Annotated in this window: 18 protein-coding genes and 2 pseudogenes; 7 read left to right on the top strand and 13 right to left on the bottom strand. The window is 66.3% G+C overall.

The annotated features are described in order from the left end of the window. Nucleotides 1–7: 7 nt before the first annotated feature. Nucleotides 8–643 carry a TetR/AcrR family transcriptional regulator C-terminal domain-containing protein gene (locus IEZ09_RS08995; RefSeq protein ID WP_189253131.1) on the top strand — a complete coding sequence of 212 codons (636 nt, stop codon included), beginning with the start codon at nt 8–10 and terminating at the stop codon, nt 641–643. On the opposite strand, the gene IEZ09_RS09000 is transcribed toward IEZ09_RS08995, so the two are convergent. From IEZ09_RS09000 to IEZ09_RS09035, 8 genes and pseudogenes are all read right to left on the bottom strand, one after another. Next, the gene (locus tag IEZ09_RS09000; protein ID WP_189253132.1) at nt 640–2,169 is read right to left on the bottom strand and encodes an NPCBM/NEW2 domain-containing protein; all 1,530 of its coding nucleotides are present in this window, start codon (nt 2,167–2,169) and stop codon (nt 640–642) included. The two genes, IEZ09_RS08995 and IEZ09_RS09000, sit on opposite strands and share 4 nt — an antisense overlap. 68 nt (nt 2,170–2,237) lie before the next feature. After that, entirely contained in the window at nt 2,238–2,867 is a 630-nt protein-coding gene (locus IEZ09_RS09005) for a tyrosine-type recombinase/integrase (RefSeq protein ID WP_229812375.1), read from the bottom strand. A gap of 275 nt (nt 2,868–3,142) precedes the next feature. Further along, nucleotides 3,143–4,387 (bottom strand): annotated as a pseudogene (locus IEZ09_RS47675) (replication initiator); the annotation flags it as partial. Between the two features lie 10 nt (nt 4,388–4,397). Next, nucleotides 4,398–5,846 carry an FtsK/SpoIIIE domain-containing protein gene (locus IEZ09_RS09015; RefSeq protein ID WP_229812376.1) on the bottom strand — a complete coding sequence of 483 codons (1,449 nt, stop codon included), beginning with the start codon at nt 5,844–5,846 and terminating at the stop codon, nt 4,398–4,400. Nucleotides 5,847–6,265: 419 nt separating this feature from the next. After that, nucleotides 6,266–6,532, bottom strand: a complete 267-nt coding sequence (locus IEZ09_RS09020) for a hypothetical protein (RefSeq protein ID WP_189253133.1) — start codon at nt 6,530–6,532, stop codon at nt 6,266–6,268. A gap of 19 nt (nt 6,533–6,551) precedes the next feature. Further along, on the bottom strand, nt 6,552–6,803 hold the full coding sequence (locus IEZ09_RS09025; protein WP_229812377.1) for an AMED_5909 family protein: 252 nt from the start codon (nt 6,801–6,803) through the stop codon (nt 6,552–6,554). Further along, nucleotides 6,800–7,105, bottom strand: a complete 306-nt coding sequence (locus IEZ09_RS09030) for a hypothetical protein (RefSeq protein WP_189253134.1) — start codon at nt 7,103–7,105, stop codon at nt 6,800–6,802. Before IEZ09_RS09030 ends, IEZ09_RS09025 begins: the two co-directional genes overlap by 4 nt. Before the next feature lie 3 nt (nt 7,106–7,108). Then, nucleotides 7,109–7,504, bottom strand: a complete 396-nt coding sequence (locus IEZ09_RS09035; protein ID WP_189253135.1) for a hypothetical protein — start codon at nt 7,502–7,504, stop codon at nt 7,109–7,111. 194 nt (nt 7,505–7,698) lie between these two features. Here IEZ09_RS09035 and IEZ09_RS09040 point away from each other — a divergent pair, with 194 nt between their 5' ends. The 4 genes from IEZ09_RS09040 (at nt 7,699) to IEZ09_RS09055 (ending at nt 11,186) form a co-directional block, all read left to right on the top strand. Then, on the top strand, nt 7,699–8,583 hold the full coding sequence (locus IEZ09_RS09040) for a DUF5919 domain-containing protein (RefSeq protein WP_189253136.1): 885 nt from the start codon (nt 7,699–7,701) through the stop codon (nt 8,581–8,583). Beyond that, nucleotides 8,583–9,386, top strand: coding sequence for an inositol monophosphatase family protein (locus IEZ09_RS09045; RefSeq protein WP_189253137.1), 804 nt, complete (start codon nt 8,583–8,585; stop codon nt 9,384–9,386). Before IEZ09_RS09040 ends, IEZ09_RS09045 begins: the two co-directional genes overlap by 1 nt. Before the next feature lie 129 nt (nt 9,387–9,515). After that, nucleotides 9,516–10,187 (top strand): Rv1352/Rv1906c domain-containing protein, encoded by a 672-nt coding sequence (locus tag IEZ09_RS09050; RefSeq protein ID WP_189253138.1) that lies wholly within the window; start codon nt 9,516–9,518, stop codon nt 10,185–10,187. Nucleotides 10,188–10,475: 288 nt separating this feature from the next. After that, nucleotides 10,476–11,186 carry a hypothetical protein gene (locus IEZ09_RS09055; protein WP_189253139.1) on the top strand — a complete coding sequence of 237 codons (711 nt, stop codon included), beginning with the start codon at nt 10,476–10,478 and terminating at the stop codon, nt 11,184–11,186. A gap of 259 nt (nt 11,187–11,445) precedes the next feature. Here the strand turns inward: IEZ09_RS09055 and IEZ09_RS09060 are convergent, their stop codons facing one another. From IEZ09_RS09060 to IEZ09_RS09075, 4 genes and pseudogenes are all read right to left on the bottom strand, one after another. Then, the gene (locus IEZ09_RS09060) at nt 11,446–11,673 is read right to left on the bottom strand and encodes a hypothetical protein (RefSeq protein WP_189253264.1); all 228 of its coding nucleotides are present in this window, start codon (nt 11,671–11,673) and stop codon (nt 11,446–11,448) included. Nucleotides 11,674–12,468: 795 nt separating this feature from the next. Further along, nucleotides 12,469–13,092 carry a DUF4241 domain-containing protein gene (locus IEZ09_RS09065; protein WP_189253140.1) on the bottom strand — a complete coding sequence of 208 codons (624 nt, stop codon included), beginning with the start codon at nt 13,090–13,092 and terminating at the stop codon, nt 12,469–12,471. Between the two features lie 1,772 nt (nt 13,093–14,864). Further along, a pseudogene (locus tag IEZ09_RS09070) lies at nt 14,865–15,236 on the bottom strand (glycoside hydrolase family 27 protein); the annotation flags it as partial. Nucleotides 15,237–15,454: 218 nt separating this feature from the next. Continuing rightward, a complete protein-coding gene (locus IEZ09_RS09075; protein ID WP_189253141.1) occupies nt 15,455–17,137 on the bottom strand; it encodes an acyl-CoA dehydrogenase family protein in 1,683 nt (560 codons plus the stop codon). 141 nt (nt 17,138–17,278) lie between these two features. Here IEZ09_RS09075 and IEZ09_RS09080 point away from each other — a divergent pair, with 141 nt between their 5' ends. After that, nucleotides 17,279–18,358: a WD40/YVTN/BNR-like repeat-containing protein gene (locus IEZ09_RS09080; protein ID WP_189253142.1), complete on the top strand. Its 1,080-nt coding sequence runs from the start codon at nt 17,279–17,281 to the stop codon at nt 18,356–18,358. Further along, nucleotides 18,355–18,639: a MoaD/ThiS family protein gene (locus tag IEZ09_RS09085; protein WP_189253143.1), complete on the top strand. Its 285-nt coding sequence runs from the start codon at nt 18,355–18,357 to the stop codon at nt 18,637–18,639. Before IEZ09_RS09080 ends, IEZ09_RS09085 begins: the two co-directional genes overlap by 4 nt. Before the next feature lie 546 nt (nt 18,640–19,185). Here the strand turns inward: IEZ09_RS09085 and IEZ09_RS09090 are convergent. After that, on the bottom strand, nt 19,186–19,986 hold the full coding sequence (locus IEZ09_RS09090) for an alpha/beta fold hydrolase (RefSeq protein ID WP_229812378.1): 801 nt from the start codon (nt 19,984–19,986) through the stop codon (nt 19,186–19,188). Nucleotides 19,987–20,006 lie beyond the last annotated feature (20 nt).

Raw genomic sequence — 20,006 nt, forward strand, 5'->3', positions numbered from 1 at the left:
TGCGCCAGTGGCCTCCTCACGTGAACCGTTGACCCGCGCCCGCATCGTGGATGCGGCGGTGCGGTTGATCGAACGTGAGGGCGTGGAGGCCGTCTCGATGCGCCGCCTCGCCGCCGAACTGGGCGCAGGCACGATGTCGCTGTACAACCACGTGCCGAACAAGGCGGTGCTGGTGGACCTCGCCGCCGAGCGGATCATGGCGCAGGCCAAGCCGTACCACGTGGACAGCGACGACTGGCGCGACCACATCAGGGCGCACGCGAAAGCCGTGCGGGCCTTGGCGCAGCAGCATCCCCGAGCGTTCGTCATGCTGGCGACGCGGCGGCTGAGCACCGAGGCCGGGTTCAGGACCATCGAGGCCGCGCTGACGAACCTCGACAGGGCGGGCTTCCGGGGCAAGGTCGCCGTCGGGATGATGCGGGCGATGGTGTCCTACCTGTTGGGAACGTTGATGAGGGAGGTCGCGACGTCGCCGGAGCTCGGCGGGATCGCGCTCTCACCGTACGAAGGTGTTGACGCGTCGGCGTTCCCGCTGTCCGCGGAGGTGATCGACGAGCTGGGCACCTACGACCACGATCACGAGTTCGAGTTCGGCCTCGAACTCATGATCGCGGCGTTGGAGCGCTACCAGGAACCGGACTAGCAGCTGATCCGCACGTCACCCCAGTCGGCGTGGTCGTACGACTTGCCGTTGCCGCCGTCGCGCACGATCAGCCGCACGACGGTCGCGCCGGACACGGTGGCCTCCAACGACTTCGCGGCGTCGGTGCCGTTCACCGGTCCGCTGTCGTAGACCTTGGTGTTGTCCGCCCACACCTCGTAGCTCACGAGGCTCAGCGGGTTGACCTTCCTGTCGTCGATGCCGACGGTCGCCGTCACCTTCGAGCAGTTGCCGCCCGTGTAGTACTCGATCTGCGCGGGAGCGTGCGTGCCGAGGCCCTTCGCGAAGACCTTGCCGCGGATGGTGATCGGGCCGCCGTCACCCTGTTTGCCCTCGCCGTTGGTGGTGTCGATCTCGACGGGGCCGTGGCCGTTGGTGCTGCGCAACCACTTCAGGTCGCTGACGAAGAGGTCGCCCTTCGGTGCTGGTCCGGGAACGAGCGCCTCCGCGGTGTACTGCCTGGTGACCGGGTTGGTGTCGTGCGGGCTGTGGAAGGTGAAGCTCGCGTTGATCGGGAACCGGCCTGGCGTGGCGGTGGGTGGCACGGTCACCTGCCAGGTTGTTCTGAAGGACTTCTCTCCTGGCAGGAGCGGCTTGAAGCTGCTGGAGGTCGCCTTCGCGGTCCAGCCCTGGGGGACGTTCAGCGTGGCCTGGACGGCGGCGATCGGCAGGCGGCCGGTGTTGCTCACGGACGTCGTGTAGGTGACGGACTTGCCGGGTTGCACGATCGGCAGGGCGCCGGGGTAGAGGATCTCGCCGTCGGCGGCCGTGGTGATGGCGGGCGGGTATGCGTACCAGTCTTTGGCGGCGCTGACGCGGAACATCGCCGAGCCGTGCGGGGGCAGTGCGGCGCTGATGGTGCCCGCGGTGTGTGCGGTGGTCTTCGCCCAGAGGTCGCGGACCTTGTAGCCGACCGCTTTGGTGAGGCCGAGTTCCTGTGCCGTCACGGAGATGTTGGTGGCGCTGTCGTTCTCGTTGAACAGCAGAACGGCCTTGTCGCCGTTGCTGAGCGGCTTGACGAGGACGAAGTTGCCGCCCTCGCTGCGGATCACCTTGCCCTGCACGCCGAGCTTGTCCTGATTGACGGCGATGACCTCGCGGTTCTCCAGGATCTCGAACGTCTCCGGGCTGACCTTGCGCAGGTCCGCGCCGATCAGCAGCGGTGCGGCCATGATCGACCAGAGGCTGAAGTGGCTGCGGTACTCGAGGTTCGTCATGCCGCCGTTGCCGACCTCCAGCATGTCCGGGTCGTTCCAGTGGCCGGGGCCGGCGTGGTCGGCGAGTTCCATGGTGCGCTTGGCGATCGACACCATGGAGTTCCAGCTGTCGTTGATGTCGCCGGTGGTGCGCCACAGGTGGCCGACGTCCTTCGCCCACTCCCACGGCTTGTTCTGGCCCCACTCGCAGATCGAGAACACGATCTTGCGGCCGGTGGCTTCGAGAGCGTCGCGCATCTTGGTGTAGCGGAGTTTCGCGTCGACGCCCTGGTTGTTGCAGTTGTCGTACATGAGACGGCGGATAGGCCGCTACCAGGCCAAACAGGCTATATTGATCTCGTTTTCCGGTCTCAGGCCGTCTACGGGCCGTGAACCGTGGCCTGCCTCTCGCTGGGGCCGTCCGGGGCCGTGTCGTCGGTCTTGGCTGGCTCGGGCCGGGGCTTGAACAGGTCATCAATGGCCAGGCGTGCGCGGTCGTAGGAGTCGGGCATCAGGTGGGCGTACACGCGCAGTGTGAAGGCCTCGGAGGAGTGGCCGAGGAAGGCGGCCAGTTCCTTGATGCTGACGCCTCGGGCGAGCATGTGGGAGGCGAACAGGTGGCGTAGCGCGTGCATACCGTCCTGGCCCTCTGTGTAGGTCAGTCCGGCCTTGGTGAAGGTGGGGCGCCAGATCGTGTTGTTGAACGCCTGGCGGGTGTAGAGGCCGCCGTGTGCGTTGACCATGAGCAGCTTCACGGTTTCGGTCTTGCGTGAGTCGTCCTCCGCCCACGGCAACGTCACTTCCACGGGCGGGAAGTTCTCCGCGTAGTCGTCCGGGTCCGCGAGCACGCCACGGCCCATCGGCACCACGCGGGTCTTGTGTCCCTTGGGAAGCTTGAACTTCAGCTTTCCACGCACGGTCACCACCTGGCGGTTGACGTGGTACACCATGCGTTCGCGGTCGACGTCGTCGAGGGTGAACGCGAAGATCTCACCCTGCCGCAGCCCCACGCCCGCGCCCAGTTCCGTGACCGGCTTGAAGCGTGCGGCAGGGCCAGGCCGACCGAGCGCAGCCTCTTGTCCGCCTAGACCTTGACTTTCTTCGGAACGGGAGCCGGGCGTTTGATGGACTTGTCTTTGCACGGGTTGAACTTGATCCGCCCTTCAGACGGGGATGCGGCCACGTCGAGGATGGAGGACACGGTGTCGAAGATCTGAGCACGGTACGAGGCGGCCGGAACCTTGGGGTTGCCTTTGGCGTCGGTGCGTTCGGTCATCAGCCCCTCATCGGGCGCAGGCCTGGGCAGAGCCGTCAGCACGGCTTGGGCTTGGTCGTACTCGGCCCGCCACTTGAGCCGTTGCGCGATCATCTGCATGAGCAGCTCCGCCCGGCTGGGTGCGTGCGGGTCACCCGCGCGGACCGGAGCCCACATCAACCGTGTGCGCTCGGTTGCCTCGGGTTTGGCGATCCCAGCAGCAGCCAACGCCTCACGGACGAACGCGGCACGATCGGACTTGTGTTCGGCGAGGGTCTTCCCCGACCAGCGCCGCGACACCAGCACCCGCCGCCCCGGCAGCCCGAGCGTGTCGCGGCGGTGCGCCTTGGACCGGCACCGGCCCGGAGTCATCCGGGAGTGCGCGCCCTTCGGCACGATGCCGTAGAGCAGCCAGACCGCGCACCGCTCTGACCACGGCGTGATCGCGAGCTCGGCCGCCAGGCGGTCCGCGTGCTCACTGACTCGCTGTGACTCGTCGACCGCGACGACTTCGGAGATCGACTTGACCAGGTAGCCGATGTGCCGCCCGGCTTCCTCGGTGCCGCCGAGAATGCCCTTGGAGTGCACCTGAGCACCGAACTCGACCACGTGCGCCAGAGTGTCCAGTTCCGCGACCGCATCAGCCCACGGGGTCAGCGGAACGTTGGTGTCAGGGTCGACGAAACCCTTGGCGCGCATGTCCCACACCGGCAACCTGTCGCCGCTGTAGCGGATCTCGTCGTGGTTGGGCCACCACACCTGGAGGTAGGTCGCCGCCGTCACCTGACGCACCACCGCGTGCGGGATTGAGCCCCGTACGGCGAAGTGGGCGCGCGGGGTGATGCGCGGGAAGGTTCCCGCGGACTCCCTCCCGCCGCAGGTCAGAGTCTGCCTCGCGGATTGCTTCCCGCAGGTCCTCGACCTGTGCCGCGTCCTGCTCACGCTGCGCCTGGCGGTACTCGGCCGTCAGATCGGTCCGGTAGGTCACCAGCTCGACCTGATCACTCGTGGGGGCCTCCTGCTCCGCCACGGGCTCGTGGTCGAGGTGCCAGCCCTCCCGGCACTGCGCCATCCGTGAGCGCCGGTTGCGGTCCGCACACGCCGGGCACTTGGACGCGATCGTCGAGTTGCACCGAACCCGACCATGCGAACCTCACCGGTGTCGAGATCGACGACCTCCCGCAGCACCGGACGAACGCACACCCCGTGCTGCTCCGCCGCCGACTTCACCACGTCGAGCGTCAGCGGCATCCGGGCACGCTCCGCCGAGGTCATCCCGGCGACGTCAGCGGTGACGGCCGGGACAACCCCAGGCGCAGCACCAGGTTCCGCACTGTCCACAGTGCTCCTCGCGATCTCCTCTCGGTTGTTGGTCACGCCGCCTCACCACCTTCCGTGTTGCCGCCGTCCGGGCGGTTCGGGAACGGTGCACCGTGGCTTCGGTGATTCCGAAGAACATGGCCAGCTCCACCAGATCGGCATCGGTGACGTAGAAGGCCCGCGTACGTTCGGGCATGCCGCGCCCGTCGGTCTTCACCCACGCCACACCGGGAGTGTTCTCGCTGATCTCGTGAGCCGCAGCGCCCCGAGCCCGAGCACCCTCACCCAGGACCATGTCCACCTGCGGTGCCTCATCGAGCCGGAGCGCGATCTTCGTTCCGAACAGGTGCCTGAACGCGACGACCTCCTTACGCGGGTCCTGCACCAGCCCCAGCACCGCGTAACCGGGCGCGCGACCCTGTGACGTGATCGTGGAAATGGCCCGCACCGCGCGTTCCCTCAGATTGCGATCCGGTTGGTAGGCAACGAGATCCGCCAACTCGTCGATGATCAGCAGCGTGAACGGCTCACCGCTGCGACGCGCCCAGATCCGGCGCACACCCCGGTACTTCGCGGCCCTCTCCTTGACCTCCGCCGCGATCTCTTCCAGCAGCTCGACCGCCGCCGCGCCGTTGTCGAACACGAGCCGAGAGAACGCTTCCTCGCACTGCCCGAGTTCCATGCCGCCCTTCGGGTCGATGCCCACCAGGCGGACCGCGCCCGCGCGGATGGCCGGGGCGAGGTGCCACACGATCGACCACAGCACCGACGCCTTACCCGCGCCCTGCACACCCACGCCGAGGACCTGGTTGCCGAGCAGCCGCAGCCGCCACGCCTTCCCGGTCTCCAGGACACCGATCACGACGCGCTTGAGGTCCACCGCGTCCGCGTCGTTGCACAGCGGCGGCACCGGCACCGGACGAGCCAGCGGGTCGGCGTGCACGAAGTCGAGCTCCAGCATCCGGGGCTTGAGCACCCGCACCCGGCACGACCGCGCCCCGAACGAGTGCGTCAGGCCAGCGCGACGAAGCTCCCACTGCTCGTGCGACTGTGCCGGGACCATCCGCACCCGGACCCGATCCCGCCAGCCATCCGACCGGACCCGCCGCAGCTTCGGCAGGTACTCACGACCCCGCCACTCCTTGGCCAGCTCAGCCAGGCGCACGGTGGTCTTCCAGCGCGGCACGTACACCGAGGCACGCCGCCACTCCGTCACCAACCTGAGCCACACCTGACGCGAGAACGAGCCCTGCGGCAGGCCCCACCAGATCACCAGACCGGCCGTGACCGCCAGCAGCACCAGGACCAGCGGACCCCAGCCCAGCCGCCACCAGCACGCCAGCAGCAACACCGGAGTCAGCATCACCACCGGATACCGCACGATCATCAGCGCCAGGCGCACGCCGCCGACCACCAGCTACACCAGCGCGACCAGCGCCGCGATCCACTTCAGTTTTCCGGGAACCAGCGCCCACCACGGCACACGCGGACGCACGCCCTCGAACGGGGCTGGATCAACCCACCTACCCATCAGGCCCCACCCCTACACATCGGGGAGGGTGAGGACATCCACACCACCGGGCCAACGGTGCGGCTTGACGCTGCACCCGTACACACAGATACCCTTGACACGTCTGGGATTCCTTTGCGTAGCAACGAAGACGACAAGAAAGACCAGTCAGTGAGTTGCCACGGGAACAGACCACAGCCCGCCAAGACTTCGGCTGTTCCCCTGGCGACCACCAACCGGCCGCACACCCACTTTTCGGTTGTGCACCAAGGGCATGCGTCACCAGCACGCGACCCGCAGTCACGCGCCGACGACGCAACCCCTTACCTCACAAGGTCTTCCGACCCCGGTTTCTCGGACGGCTCCATGAGCGCGTCCGACTTGGCCAGGTACAGACGCCCAAGATCGATGAGCAGCGCGCCGAGTTCCTGGTAATACTTCGCCCGCTCAGGGGCCGGGATGAGGCCGCCCGAGCGCATATTGTTCTGCGTCAGCACCTCGCCGAACTCAGGGTGAGTTTTCACAACCTCGCGCGCCAAGCGCACCAGCGAAGTGCGCAGCAGCTCCTCAGTCAGGATCTCTGTGGCCACGACACAGCTCCCTTCTTGCTCACTGCCCGCCCAACTCTTGCGCCTTCTGTGCTTCTCGCTCAGCCCAGTACAGCGCCTCGTGATGGTGGCCACGGTCCATCTCTGCCACCCGCCGATACACCTCTGCGCTCTTCGTGTAGTACTCCCGCAACTCCGCCGCCTCAGCGTCGTCAGCGGGCTTGAGCCAGGGCAACACGTTGTGTGCTTCGCTCAACGACACGATCCGGTCCACCCGCGCCCACGTCGTCTGGCGCCTGCTGGTCTTGGTCACGTCAACCCTCTCACTCCGGGCGCGTCGTAGGCGTCGGACTCCCTACGCAGCAACTGCTCCCGTGACTCCGCCTGGTGATCGAACATCTCAGCGGCATGCAATGCAGCCGCCTTGGCCCACCACGGCGTTTCGGGGTGACCAGCGAGTTGACGCCAACACCACGCCACCTGCCGATAGGTAGGCGCGATCCGAGCAGCAGCGTCCGGATCATCAGGAGCCGCGTACCGGTTCGCCTCATCGGCGGTCGTGAACAGTTGATAGGCCTTCTTCCACTGCTCACCCAACGTCTTGAGGTCGGCCACGGCTTACGCTGCCTTGGGCGCGTCAGGCGTGGTGTTGCCCTGCTTCGGCGCACGGCCCGACGACGTCGGCGGAGCCAGCATCTCGTCCGCCCACACCGTGTAGCTCACCCAGCCGTCCCGCACGTACGGCGCGACCTTCAGTCCACGGAACACCGCCGGGCGGAACGGCGTGCCCGGCGGCACTGGCTGGTACTCCGACGCGATCTTGACGACCTGCCCCGTGTTCTTGCCCTTCGCAGACGGGGTCCACACCGGAAGACCCGTCAGCTTGTCCACGGCCGGACGAGGCTGCTTGCCCTCCGAGTACTCCGTAGCCCGCTCGACGCTCAACACGAAGAACCCCTGCGGGAACAACTCGTCGAACGTGATCGGGAACCGATGGCCAGCGGGGATACCCACGTGGTTCTCCTTCTGCAGGGCCGCTCAATCGCGGCTCGGTGCCACTTCTCGAACTTGCCTACCTAGATTCGGCACCGATTCGTCCCGTCCGCGTTCCGTCCCTGTCTCGTCTGACGCGCCGAGTACTCAAATAGTCTCGTCTTGGTCTCATGGGGGTGCTACGTTGAGTCGAACTCGCACCACGGGGAGAGGTCATGCCGACCGAATCGACGCTGTTGAGAGTGCTGCTGCGGCAGCGGCACATGCAGGGGTACATGACATTCCGCAAGGAATACGACCGCGTCGCGAAGCAGCTCGACGGCGACCTGGTAGGCCAGTGGCCGAGCAAGGCGCAGTTCTACCGCTGGATGTCCGGAGACCTGCTGGGCTTGCCGTACGCGGACCACTGCCGCGTGCTGGAGAAGATGTTTCCGGGCTGGACCGCACAGCAGCTTCTCGCGCCCCACGAGGGCGACGGCGAAAGCCTCGTGACCCCGCCTCAGCGCACCGCGAGCAACGCCCCCGCCCCGCGTCCTGTGCAGCTACCCCAGCAAGCCCGCCTTGCCGACGTCACTGCCGTCTATGCGACGCGAACCGAGTTGCTGCACAACGTCACGCCGCGCGCGTTGTTCGACGGCGTGAAGCAGATCAGCATGGCCGGCCTGTCGCTGAACATGTTGTGCCAGCAGTACTCCGACAAGAGTCTGTTGGACGCGATCGAGGAAGGCACAGTCATCCGGGCGTTGTTCCTCGACCCGAACGGCACTCACACAGCCGCTCGTGAGAGTGAGGAGGGGTTGCCCGCGGGACACCTCAGCACGCTGACGCGGTTGAACATCGAGGCTCTGAGTCGCCTCGGGGCGAAGGTGTCGCCAAGCGCCAAGGGTTCGCTCGGTATCCGCGTCTACGACGAGCCGATCCGCTACAACATCACGATCGTCGACCAGTTCAAGTGCGTGGTGCAGCCGTACCTGCCTGACGCGCGGGGCGTCGAGTCGCCCACGCTGGTCATCGAGAAGGACGAGACCATGCCCGGTCTCTACACGACGTTCGCTCAGGTCTTCGAATCGATGTGGGACCGCGCTCGGGAGGTTGCTTGATGTACCAGCTCGACCACTTGGCGGACGTAGCCCGCAAAGCCGTCCGCATCGGTCATGAGCTGATCAAGACTGCTCGGCCGGAGACCGTCACGGAAAAGACGGACCGCGATACGTTCACTGACGTGGACGTGAGGATCGAGCGCGAGATCCGCGCGTACCTTGCCGAGGCGACCCCCGACATCGGCTTCGTTGGTGAGGAGGAAGGTCGCAGCGACAGGGCCGCGAACAGCGCGTACCTCTGGGGGCTCGACCCGATCGACGGCACTGCGAACTTCGTCCATGGCATTCCACTTTGCGGTATCTCATTGGCCCTAGTGCGAGGTGCTCACACGATCGTCGGTGCGGTCTCACTGCCATACCTGGAACTTCACTACTCAGCTGTTGCAGGTCGCGGCTCGTTCGTGAATGGCAAGAGGCTCACGGCAAGCGGAACCACCGAGCTAGCTAAGTCCATTGTGGCCATGGGCGACTATGCCCTCGGCGAGAACGCGGTCGAGAAGAACCGTCAGCGGATTGCACTCACTGCTGAACTGGCTGCACAAGTTGAACGCGTCCGCATGTTCGGATCCGCCGCCCACGATCTTGTCTGGCTGGCCGAAGGCCGGGTTGATGCAGCAATCATTCTTTCGAACAAGCCGCTTGACCTTGCGGCTGGCATTCTCATCGCCCGTGAGGCCGGAGTGCTGGTGATCGATAGCACCGGCTCTGAGCATACGAGCACCTCAACGCACACCATCGCGGTCGCTCCAGGGATTTCAAGTAAACTTCTCGCGCTAGTTCGATCTGTCATGCGGATGGGGTAAAGCGACAAACCGGCAGCACACCCTGAAATTCTTCGAAGGTCAAGATAACGCTGCGTACCACACTCCTGCGTACCGCATGTAACAAGCGGCCTCACGGATGCGATCTGCTTGTGAGCTGAAGGAGTGCTGATGAGCCGACGAACCCTTGGTGCCCTGGTGAGCGCTGGAGTCTTCCTCTCTGCCTGCTCGTCGACAACCAGCACCACGAGCTTGAGGTCGTCGTCTCCTCCTCCACCAGTGACCACTGCTGCCGCCACAACAACGTCTACGACTTCCCCAACGACGACCACACGGGCGGTCACCCCAGAGCAGGAGTTTGACGCCCGCGCCATCAAGGAAGGCTGGGCAACTCCAAGCGATTTTCGGACATCAGGAAGTGAATACAGCGGTCCGGCGGAGTATGTCAAGCGCATCTGTCGAGAATTCGACGGACCCGAGAAGGTGGCCGGGCTATCTCACGGTGAAAGGATGGAGATTGAATGGAAAGCTGAGAAGCCAATCTTCGAAGCAGGAGTTCCGCTCTTCTGTCCGCAGCATCTTCCGCTACTTCAGGACGCCATAAACGGGAATGTGAAGCGAGGGTACTCGGGTGGATCATTCTTCGTGTCTGATGAAATAAAGCCCGGCACCTACCGTGCAACCGGAATCATCAAAGACTGCTACTGGGAGCGAACCGCGCGCGATGGATCGATAATCGACAACCAGTTTGTGACTGCGGCAAAGGAGCTAACGGTTACAATCCTCCCTTCAGATGGCGCCTTCACGACTCGCAGTTGCGGAACTTGGAGAGTCGTCTCATAGGTAACGGCGCAACAGCTCTCTTGCTCGGCTGGATGCGTTCGACATTTGCGAGTACTCCCTGTGTGCGCTCCAGGTCTGCGCGAAAGCGGCGGTGGGCGACGGACGGCAGCCGTCCGCAGTGTTGACGCCCGAGGGCAAGTGCCAGTTGAGGTCGACTCAGCGCACAGCTTGCTAGGGCGGGCAGCTGCGCCCTTGGTGCGTGCGGTTGAGGCGAGCCAAGTGACATGAAATTTGCGATACCCTCATTTGGGTGACTGCGGAACGGCCAGCTGCTGCGACAATCTCCCGATGCTTAACGACTGGTCGTCTCCCGGCTGGGTACCCGTCGGGCTTGCGCTGGGTCTGCTATCGACCATCCTAGGACTTATATTCGCTTGGTGGTTCGCACGGGGGCCACGCCTGCTCGTGCAGGCTTCGGGAACCACAATAATTGCTACTCCAGACAGCGATCGAATTTCCGTGCTTTACGATGGCCGGTCAGTCGAGCGTGTCACTCAAAGTGCAGTCTGGATCTGGCGACGAGGGCGGGGAGTTGTAAAAGGCACCGACGTCGTTCTGTCGGATCCAATCATGCTCACCATACCTGACGGCAGTGTCATCTTGAACCTAGCTATTGCTCGCCAGTCGCGGCCTACGAATTGCGTGACAACTGACTTCCGGGAGGAGGCCAAGGATATCAGGGCGGTCCAGATCGGGTTTGACTACCTCGACGTCGGGCAGGGTGTAGCTCTTGAGGTTTACCACACTGCAAGCGATCCGGCGTCTATTTGGGTTACTGGAACGGTCATGGGTATTCCTAAAGGGGCCACCACGGTATCTGCAGGATCTCAAATGCGACTTCCCGTTGGACTTGGTGTCAGTGCCGTCGTGACGATTCCAACTAGCCAGATTCCCCGCCACCTTCGGAACCCAAAAGAAGAACCCAATTTGACATTTTCCGCTACCTTGCAGGAAATTATCCTGAAGCCATTTTTGAGGAGCATGCGGCGATGGCGCTAGGTGTGATGGTTCTGGCCCCGTCAATGCCGTTTATGTCCGCAGTGGTTCGGCCGCACTCCCGCTGACCAGTCTTGATGGCTGTGTACGCCATGAGGTGCGCGGCGATGACGGCATGCTCTGCACGAGCCAAGGATGGAATCGAGCCTTGCCCGCGCCTTCGCGTCAGGGGCCGGTGCCTGTTAAAGGGGTCGATTGTCGGGCTTCAGGTGATGGTTGACGATTCGGCTTCACCTGATCCTTGACGTCGGACCTAGCCAATCTAGTGATGTTGTGCCCGCTTGTGCGTGACCACGAGGGTGGTGGTACGGGGTGCTGTGACCAGCAGGCGTGGGCCGTCGTGGACGTGGATGGTGGTCTCGTCGATCGTCACCGCCAGGACTTTGCGGGCGTGGTTGCGGCCGACCTGGACGCGTTGGCGGGCGACCATGATGCCGCCGCTGCTGGAGACGATCCGCTCGACTGTGACCGGTGTTGCCGCTGGTGGCACGGGTGGTGGTCCGGGTGGTCGAGCGCCGCGGAGATAGGCGACGGCCCGCGTGGTGAGCGCTTTATGGGATCAAGGCACGCCGCCTGCGGCGGTGCGCAGTGCCGGTCACCTTGGCAGCAACGCCCGCGCCGTTCCCGGCACTGCCGGGCCTCCCGCTTCGCTCCGGCCCGGCGGCCGGGCTGGCACAGCAACGCCGATGGTCGGCAGCGCCACCGCAGACGGCGCGCAACTCTCGGAGCCCGAATCGGCAACGAGCACCAGGGCCAGCGCCCACTACACCCACCACTCCCGCCGCAGCTCACCGAGACGCAACCCACCGGCACCTGTTGGTGGCCAGTTTGAACTCCCCGCTGGCGGCCAGTTAGTGGGGAGCTATCTGGCCATGCACCCGGTTACGTAGCGTTGCTCTCGGCCGACGTGGCCTTAGCCCGCGGAGAGCTGCCCGCCCATCGGCTGGAGTGGCTTCGGTCTGTCTTTGCTGAGGCCGAGGGACCACCATTTCGCCAGTCTTGGGACCAACCAACACCAGCGCGGAAGTGGAACGGGTTATTACGCGGTCCGTTGGGCCGCCGCGGCGTTCCTGAACGACCGCTCAGCGGCAGAAGCCGACATTCGGTGCTCAGTGCGGTTCTGGCGCCGACCAGTACCTGAGCTGTGCGCGCGCCTGACGGAGGTGGCCCATGAGTGTGGTGCCGAGGTCGGCCGCCGGGAGATCGGCCGGTGACCGGTCAACCGCACCCGATTCTGGGTGATCCGGAGCCGGTGCGGTGCTGAGTTGCGACTGTGCCAGGATCCTCAGATTCGCTGGCCGAACTCCAGCAGATCAATCACGTAACAGGCGAGATCACCATCCGCGGTGTGGCCGATCCAGGTTGGATAGGCGCCATCGCAGCCGATGGTGAACCCCACCGTCTGGCGACCGTCCTCGTCCTCGTACGGCTCCAGCAGCTCACCGAAGCCGAGGTCGATCTTGGCGGTGTCGACAAATTCGCGGTACGTGCCGGTCTCGTGCAGCTCGCGGAGGTACTGTGCGTCGATCAAGCTGCCCTCGCCGCCGTCCACTGGAAAACCGTAGAAGCCCTTCTCGCTCAACTCGGCGGGGTCCTGGCCGGGCAGCAGCGCCATGGTCCAGGACGCCACCGGCTGGTCGCGGATGATCAACCGCACCGCCAGCGGAATCGGAGCCTGCGTCTCTCCGCCGTCGAGCACCAGCGGGTGGAGCAGCACCGGGTAGCGGCCGGGCGGTGCGGTTTCGGTGAACCCGATCGGCTCCCAGCGCCATTCCGAGGCAACCACCTCGCCCGAGGGCAGCGACAGCTCGGTGCGCAGCGGTTCGGCGACGATCCCCGATCCGGACACGGTGTCGACCCTGGTGCCAGGGACGAGTAGCCGGTCGAAATCCGGCGGTGTCAATGGCATGGGACCATCCAACCACCTCCCAACGGCCGGCAGTCCCGGTCGGCGCGGCGGTCCGTGACGTGACGCGTGTGCTTCTCAGAGGATTGCCGTGGGAGCCCGGCGAGCTGCCTTCCGAAGGGCCTTCTGAGACAGGCTTCGTACGACAGGTGTAGTCACAGAAGACGAACGTCTGCGACCACATCAGATCGATACGGCCACAGCCAGCGGCCGCACGGTTCGTACTCACGTCGCCAGCCGCGAGGCCGGTCAGCACGGCCTGCAGATCGCAGATGATCGCCGCGTCACGAACAACCTCAATTCGGCAGAAGAGGGCGTTCTCGTCAAGAGGAGACTGGCCGCGATCACCGTTATCGAGAACGCGTTCTTACAACGCCGCCGAGCTTGCAAAGCGGTCTTGTCGCTCGCAGCACGGTGATCCCACGACCTTGGCATTGACGGCTCTCTGCGCCACCGCGCCGCGCGTGCTGGCGGTCCAGGCGCGATCAAAGTCGCGGCATGACTTGCATGGCCGCGGCGTCGACGAACCTGCTGCGACCACTGATCGTGAAACTGGCCGCCAGCGGGGAATCCAACTGGCCGTCCGTGGGTGGCCGTCCGCGGGGAATCCCGACTGGCCGCTGACAGGCACCACGACCCGGCCCCAGCACGGAGCCCCGCTGATCGCTCAGGGCTCCGTGGCGTCATGCCAGAGAAGAGCACGCGACGAGTCTTCCGCCGCACAATGCCCAGATGGGTGTTGCTACCGCAGACCGAGGACCGACGCCCCCAACCGCGCGGCGTCGCACTCCGTAGTCTTCCCGCCAATGGGGGCGGTCGGCGAGCCCAGCACGCCGACGTCGGCAGCCACATCACAAACGTTGGCGTTGACGTGCTGAGCGGCGTTCTGAGCCGCGCCCTGGGCTGCGCCTTCGCCAAGACGGTTCGCTTCGATCGGAACTATGATCGGGCCAGTCAACGAAGCGGCACCGGTGCCGGCAGTTCCGGTATCGCTGACACGGTCGATGGGAGAGCCGTGCGCAGCGGGTGCAGCCAGCAGCGCTGACGCTACCGATGCGCCTAGCATGGCCAGTGTGGACAGAGCACGCATGAGGTGAACTAACTTCCTTGTCGCAGAGGGATGTCACAGCCGACGATCCGGCCCCAGGCATCCTCTTAGCCGTCCACCGATTCCGTCGAGCCCTCGTCGGCGTGAAAGATGATCTCTATGGTGTACCACTGGACAGTCCGGCGAGCCAAGGTGGCAGCGGCATGTCAGGCGCTGCAGCCGGTCGGCACTCATCACGTGTTCGCGGCTAAGGACGTTCAAGTGGCCCGTTCCCCTGGAGCCAGATTGTTTAGCGCTGCGGAATTGCCTGCAAACCTGCAGCTCACACGCTGTCTACTCCCACGGGGGCCAGATCCTTTAACACGGTGACGCCGGTATCAAAGGCGCCTACGGCGTCGCTACCGCGATGGGCCAAGGCCCACCCTTGACACCACCGTCACCGTGCTAACTGCGGCCAGGGTCGTGGAAGCGGGGGTGAGCAGCCACCCGCCCCACTCAAGCCGAGGACCTCGACCGCAGGAGCGCTGACCATGAAGAACCGCCGCCACCAGGCCCAGCCCGGACAGCTCGCCATGTGGGGCGTCTACGAGCTGGAGGCCCAGGCTGTCGCCAGGCCGTGGGACGTTCAAAAGCGGCCGGATGGAACCGGACCCAACGAGAACAAACCAGCAGGTCAGAGCACTTGCCAGTGTTCATCGCGCCTGTTAGGCCATCCGCTGCGTCACATGTCGTACTTGAGGTAGTCGACGCCCCACGACGCGAAGAGCTTCGCGTCCTGCTCCTCGTGGCCGAGGGCGCCGGGAAAGCCGCTGTCCTTGTTGCACGTCTTGGTGCCGGCGCTGGTGTAGATGCCGAACTTGAGGCCCTTGGCGTGCACGTAGTCGGCGACGTGCTTGATGCCGTTGGGAAAGCGCACCCGGTGGGGGACGAGGTCGCCGTTGCCGTCGCGTTGGGGCAGCGCCCAGCAGTCGTCGATGTTGACGTACTGGTAGCCCGCGTCCTTCAGGCCCTTGCTGACGAAGATGTCGGCGATGGCCTTGACCATCTCTTCGTTGAAGTCGTTGCGGCAGTGCGTGGTGTTCCAGTTGTTGAAGCCCATCGGGGGCGTCAGGGCGAGGCCGTCGTCCTTGGCCGCGGCTTGGGGTGCGATGAGGGATCCGGCGGCGATGAGGGTTGCCACCGCGGCGGTGCGCCATCTGTGGGTCACGTGCACGCGCTCCTTGTCCGAGGAGAGCGGCGGCGATCAATGAAAACGTTTGTGGAACCTATGCGTCAAGGGGGCAAAGCTGTCGCTTTGCCCCCTTGTGCCCCGTTTGGCTACGGGCGCATCTCGTACTGGCCGGACAGCGCGACGACCTGCTGCCAGACGGCGTCGAAGCGGGCAGGGTCGACGTGCGGCTTGCGGATCTGGCTCACGGCCCACTGCTGCTGGGCCTCGGTGCTGCTGGCCTTGCCGTGCAGTGCGGTCGCGTAACCGGCGAAGTCGCGGACCAGGACGTCGAAGATCTGGTCGAGGACGTTCTGGTCGGTGCCGGTGATCTTGGCCTGCTCCAGCACCAGCTGGCCGTAGACGACCAGCGTGAAGAGGTGGCCCAGGTTCAGCAGGAAGTCGAGGTCCTGCTGCTGCTTCTCGTCCGGGGCGGCGGTGGTGAGCAGGGTCTTGATGGCCCTGGCCTGCTCGTGGAACAGCGCGACGTTCGGCAGGTGGGCGTGCTCGGTGTAGATCGGCTCCCAGTCGTGGAACTGGATCTTGCCGAGGCCGCGCGCGGGGCCCTGGTGCCAGAAGAAGTCGTCGTCGCTCGCGTCGTGGCGGGTGGGGACCTCGTCGTAGGCCTTGGGGTTGAAGAGGTAGTTCGGCATGAACTTCAGCACCAGGGCCAGGTTGACGTGCACGGTGCCCTCGAGCTTGGGCAGCGCGCGGATGTCGGCCGTGGCGCGGGTGAAGTAGGTGTCCTTCTCGAAACCCTTGGCGGCGATGACGTCCCAGAGCAGGTCGATGACGTGCTCGCCCTCGCTCGTGACCTTCATCTTGGTGATGGGGTTGAAGAGGAGGTAGCGGCGGTCGTTCTCGTTGGCGCTGCGGAAGTAGTCGACGCTGCGGTCGGCGAAGAGCTTCATCGCGGCCAGGCGCGCGTACGCGTCGACGAAGTTCTGGCGCACGTGCGGGAAATCCGTGACCGGGTTGCCGTAGAGGATCCGGTTGTGGGCGTGGGTGATCGCCTCGTAGAAGGAGTGCTCGCAAATGCCGATGCTGGCCGTGCAGAGGTTGAACTTGCCGACGTTGACGGTGTTCAGCGCGGCGGAGAAGGCGTCGGGGCCGCGGTGCAGGATGTCCGCTTCGGTGAGCGGGTAGTCCTCCAGGCGGAACTCGCTCACGAACATCTGGCTGTCGACGACGTTCTTGACGAGCTTGAAGTTCTCGTGCTGGCTGTCGACGGCGAAGAAGACGTACTCGTCGTCGATCTTGCCGAACACGCTGACCATGCCGGCGACGTTGCCGTTGCCGATGTAGTACTTGCTGCCGTTGGCGCGGTAACCGTCATCGGTCTTCGTGACGATCATGTCGGTGTTGTAGACGTCGGCGCCGTGCTCCTTCTCGGAGAGGCCGAACGCGAAGACCGCGCCGCTGTCGAGGAGGGCGGCCGCCTTCTGCTTGGCCTCGGAGTTGCCGCTCATCCAGATAGGTCCGAGGCCGAGCACCGTGACCTGCCAGGCGTACCAGTACTGCAGGCCGTAGAACCCGAGCACCTCGCTGAACGCGGCGTTGCGGGCGGCGTCCCAGCGCTTGGTGGGGTCGACGCTCGCGGGCGTGCAGAAGGTGGCGAAGAGCTTCTCCCGCTTCGCGAAGTCCAGGAACTCCGTGTACCAGACCCTGTCCTGCGCGTCCGCGATCAGCTGCCGCTTGCCGCGGGCCTCGAACCAGTCGATCGTCGCCCTGAGCAGGCGGCGGGTCTCGTCGTCGAGGTGGGCGGGGTCGTAGTGGTTCGGGTCGAGCAGCACTGGCGCCTCCTTCGTCTCCGTTCGGACGCTACCAGTGAGTAACTTGCGGGTCTACGTGGGGTTTCCCGCACGCCCGGAAATTGTCAGACCCCCGGCGTAACGTGCTCCGCATCACATCTTCCACAGGGAGGTCAGGTTGAGATGACGGTGGTCGTGGCGATCGGGACGCGCAAGGGGCTGTGGCTCGCCCGCAGCGAGGATCGGGTCACCTGGGAGGTCGACGGGCCGCACCACGCGATGCAGGAGGTGTACGCGGTCGCCTTCGACACCCGCTCCGGTCTGCGCCTGCTGACCGGCGTGTCGTCGCCGCACTTCGGGCCGGGTGTGTCCATTTCGGACGATCTCGGGGCCACCTGGGAGGAGTCCTCCTCGCCGCCGATCGCGTTCCCGGTGGACGACGCCGCTCTGGAGCGCGTGTGGCAGCTCCAACCGGCCCCGGCTTCGCAGCCGGGCGTGGTGTGGGCGGGCACGCAGCCCTCCGCCCTGTTCAAGTCGACGGACGGCGGCCGCTCGTTCGAGTTCGTGGAAGGTCTCTGGAACCACCCGCACCGCCCGGAGTGGGAGGGAGGTGCCGGCGGCCAGGCGGTCCACACGATCGTCCCCCACCCGTCCGACCCGGACCGGGTGCTGGTCGCGATGTCGACCGGCGGCGTCTACCGCACGTCAGACGGCGGCAAGTCCTGGGAGGCCTGCAACAAGGGCATCAAGGCGTACTTCTTCCCCGACCCGTGGCCGGAGTTCGGCCAGTGCGTGCACAAGGTGGCCCAGCACCCGTCCTCGCCGTCGCGCTTCTACGCCCAGAACCACCACGGCGTCTACCGCAGCGACGACGGCGGCGACTCCTGGCAGTCCATCGCGGACGGCCTGCCCACCGACTTCGGCTTCGCCATGGTCGTCCACCCGAACGACCCGGACACGATCTTCACGTTCCCGATCGAGGCGGACGGCCGCCGCTTCCCACCGGAGGGCAAGTGCCGCGTCTACCGCTCCCGCGACGCGGGCAAGACCTGGGAGGCGCTGGGCACCGGCCTGCCCGACAACTTCTGGACCGCCGTGATGCGCGACGCGATGTGCACCGACAACGCCGAGGTCCCCGGCGTCTACTTCGGCTCCCGCTCAGGCGAGGTCTACGCGAGCCCGGACGAGGGCGAGACGTGGCACCAGGTGGCGGCCCACCTGCCGGACGTGATGTCGGTGCGGGCAGCGGTGATCCCGACGTGAAGGTGACGGTCCTGATCCCGGGCGTCCTCCGCACCGCGACGGACGGCGCCGCACACCTGGACGTCGACGTCCCGGAGCCCGCCACCCTGGGCACGGCCCTGGACGTCCTGGCCGACACCTACCCGGCCCTGGACCGCCGCCTGCGCGACGAACGCTCCGCCTTACGCCGCTACGTGAACTTCTACGTCAACGGCGAGGAGTGCCGCCGCCTGGCGGGCCCGGCCACCCCGCTCCCGGCGGGCGCCGAGATCCAGATCCTGCCGTCGGTGGCGGGCGGCTGACGCCCCGGACCGGCCCAGGCCGGGATGCGCCGCACCGGGGATGGCGGCGCACCCCGGCCACCCGGCCCGGAACGCCGAGCCGCACGGGACGCGAAGGCCGCGCCTGGAACAGGGGGTGCGGCACCGGCGGTGGTGTGCGGGGAGCGCCGAGCTGCTCGCTCCACCGGGCGGCGACAAACGCCCGACCTGTCCAGCCAGCCAAGCTCTGTCTGCCCGGCCGTGTCTGCCCGGCCGTGCCTGCCTGTGCGGCCTGACACTGCCAGCCCAGCCAATCCAGCGCCGCACCGCCGGCCCAGCTCAGCCCTGCCAGCCGAGTTCGGCCTGCCAGCCCAGCTCAGCTCTGCCCCCGTCAGCCCACTCCGGCCAGCCCAGCCAGCCCGGCCCGGCCCGCCGTGCCAGTCCAGCTCCGCCAGCCGAGCTCAGCCCTGTCCCTCCAGCCCAGCCCAGCCCGGCCCGGCCCGGCCCGGCCAGCTCTGCCAGTCCAGGCCCTGCCCCGCCAGTCCTGACCCAGCCCGTCCGGCGTGCTGCCTGCTCCACCGTTCGCCGTCAGTCGGCCAGAAAACCGCCAATGGCGTTCCGGAAGAACGCCGGGTCGTCCTGCCACGGGTAGTGCCCGGCACCGGTCTGCACCACGACGCTGCAACGCCGGAACAGCTGAGCCACCTCCTGCGCCGCAGCGGGCGAGGGGAAGGAGTCGACCCCACCGGCCAGCATCAACACCGGCACGTCCAGCTCGGCCAGTTCCTCCGGCGTCGCGACCGGCGCACCGGCCGCGTAGTAGGCGGCCGCCGCGTTGGGCAGCCGGGTGGCCTCGGACGCGCGGGCGTGTTCCTGAGCCGCGTCGTCCCACCGCGCGTAGAAGAAAGGAGTCATCACGGCCCAGTCACTCCCCTCGACACTGCCGGCGAGCACGGCCTCGAGCGCCTCCTTGATCGCTGGGTACCAGGGCTCGTCCGACCGGGACTCCGCGACGGCCCGCAGCTGCGCCAGGTCCGGGCCGCGGCCGAGGGAGCGGAGGCTGGGCGTCACGAGCACCAGCCGCCGCACGTGCGACGGGTAGCGCAGGGCGTACCGGATCGCGATGGCCGCGCCCGCCGAGTGCGCGAGCACGTCCACCGGGTCGAGGCCGGCGTGGGCGCGGTGGGCCTCGACGTCGTCGACGTGCAGGTCGAAGCGCAGCTCTGCCGGGTCTGCGGGGCCGGACCTGCCGGTGCCCCGCAGGTGCAGCAGGTGCAGGCGCGCGGGGAGCCCGCCGAGGTCGCCCAGGTACGACGGGGCGAGCAGCGGGCCGCCGGGTACGACCAGCAGGGGTGCGCCGGAGCCGAGTTCATCGTGTGCGAGACCCATGAAGAGGATCATCACATCGG

Origin of the sequence: Lentzea flava (assembly GCF_014648475.1) — a bacterium.
Taxonomy (GTDB): Bacteria; Actinomycetota; Actinomycetes; order Mycobacteriales; family Pseudonocardiaceae; genus Lentzea; species Lentzea flava.

What these genes read in the sequence shown, in the direction of transcription:
- IEZ09_RS09000 (WP_189253132.1), bottom strand. Translation starts at nt 2,169, where the DNA reads ATGTACGACAACTGCAACAACCAGGGCGTCGACGCGAAACTCCGCTAC.
- IEZ09_RS09040 (WP_189253136.1), top strand. Translation starts at nt 7,699, where the DNA reads ATGCCGACCGAATCGACGCTGTTGAGAGTGCTGCTGCGGCAGCGGCAC.
- IEZ09_RS09045 (WP_189253137.1), top strand. Translation starts at nt 8,583, where the DNA reads ATGTACCAGCTCGACCACTTGGCGGACGTAGCCCGCAAAGCCGTCCGC.
- IEZ09_RS09050 (WP_189253138.1), top strand. Translation starts at nt 9,516, where the DNA reads ATGAGCCGACGAACCCTTGGTGCCCTGGTGAGCGCTGGAGTCTTCCTC.
- IEZ09_RS09055 (WP_189253139.1), top strand. Translation starts at nt 10,476, where the DNA reads ATGCTTAACGACTGGTCGTCTCCCGGCTGGGTACCCGTCGGGCTTGCG.
- IEZ09_RS09065 (WP_189253140.1), bottom strand. Translation starts at nt 13,092, where the DNA reads ATGCCATTGACACCGCCGGATTTCGACCGGCTACTCGTCCCTGGCACC.
- IEZ09_RS09080 (WP_189253142.1), top strand. Translation starts at nt 17,279, where the DNA reads ATGACGGTGGTCGTGGCGATCGGGACGCGCAAGGGGCTGTGGCTCGCC.
- IEZ09_RS09090 (WP_229812378.1), bottom strand. Translation starts at nt 19,986, where the DNA reads ATGGGTCTCGCACACGATGAACTCGGCTCCGGCGCACCCCTGCTGGTC.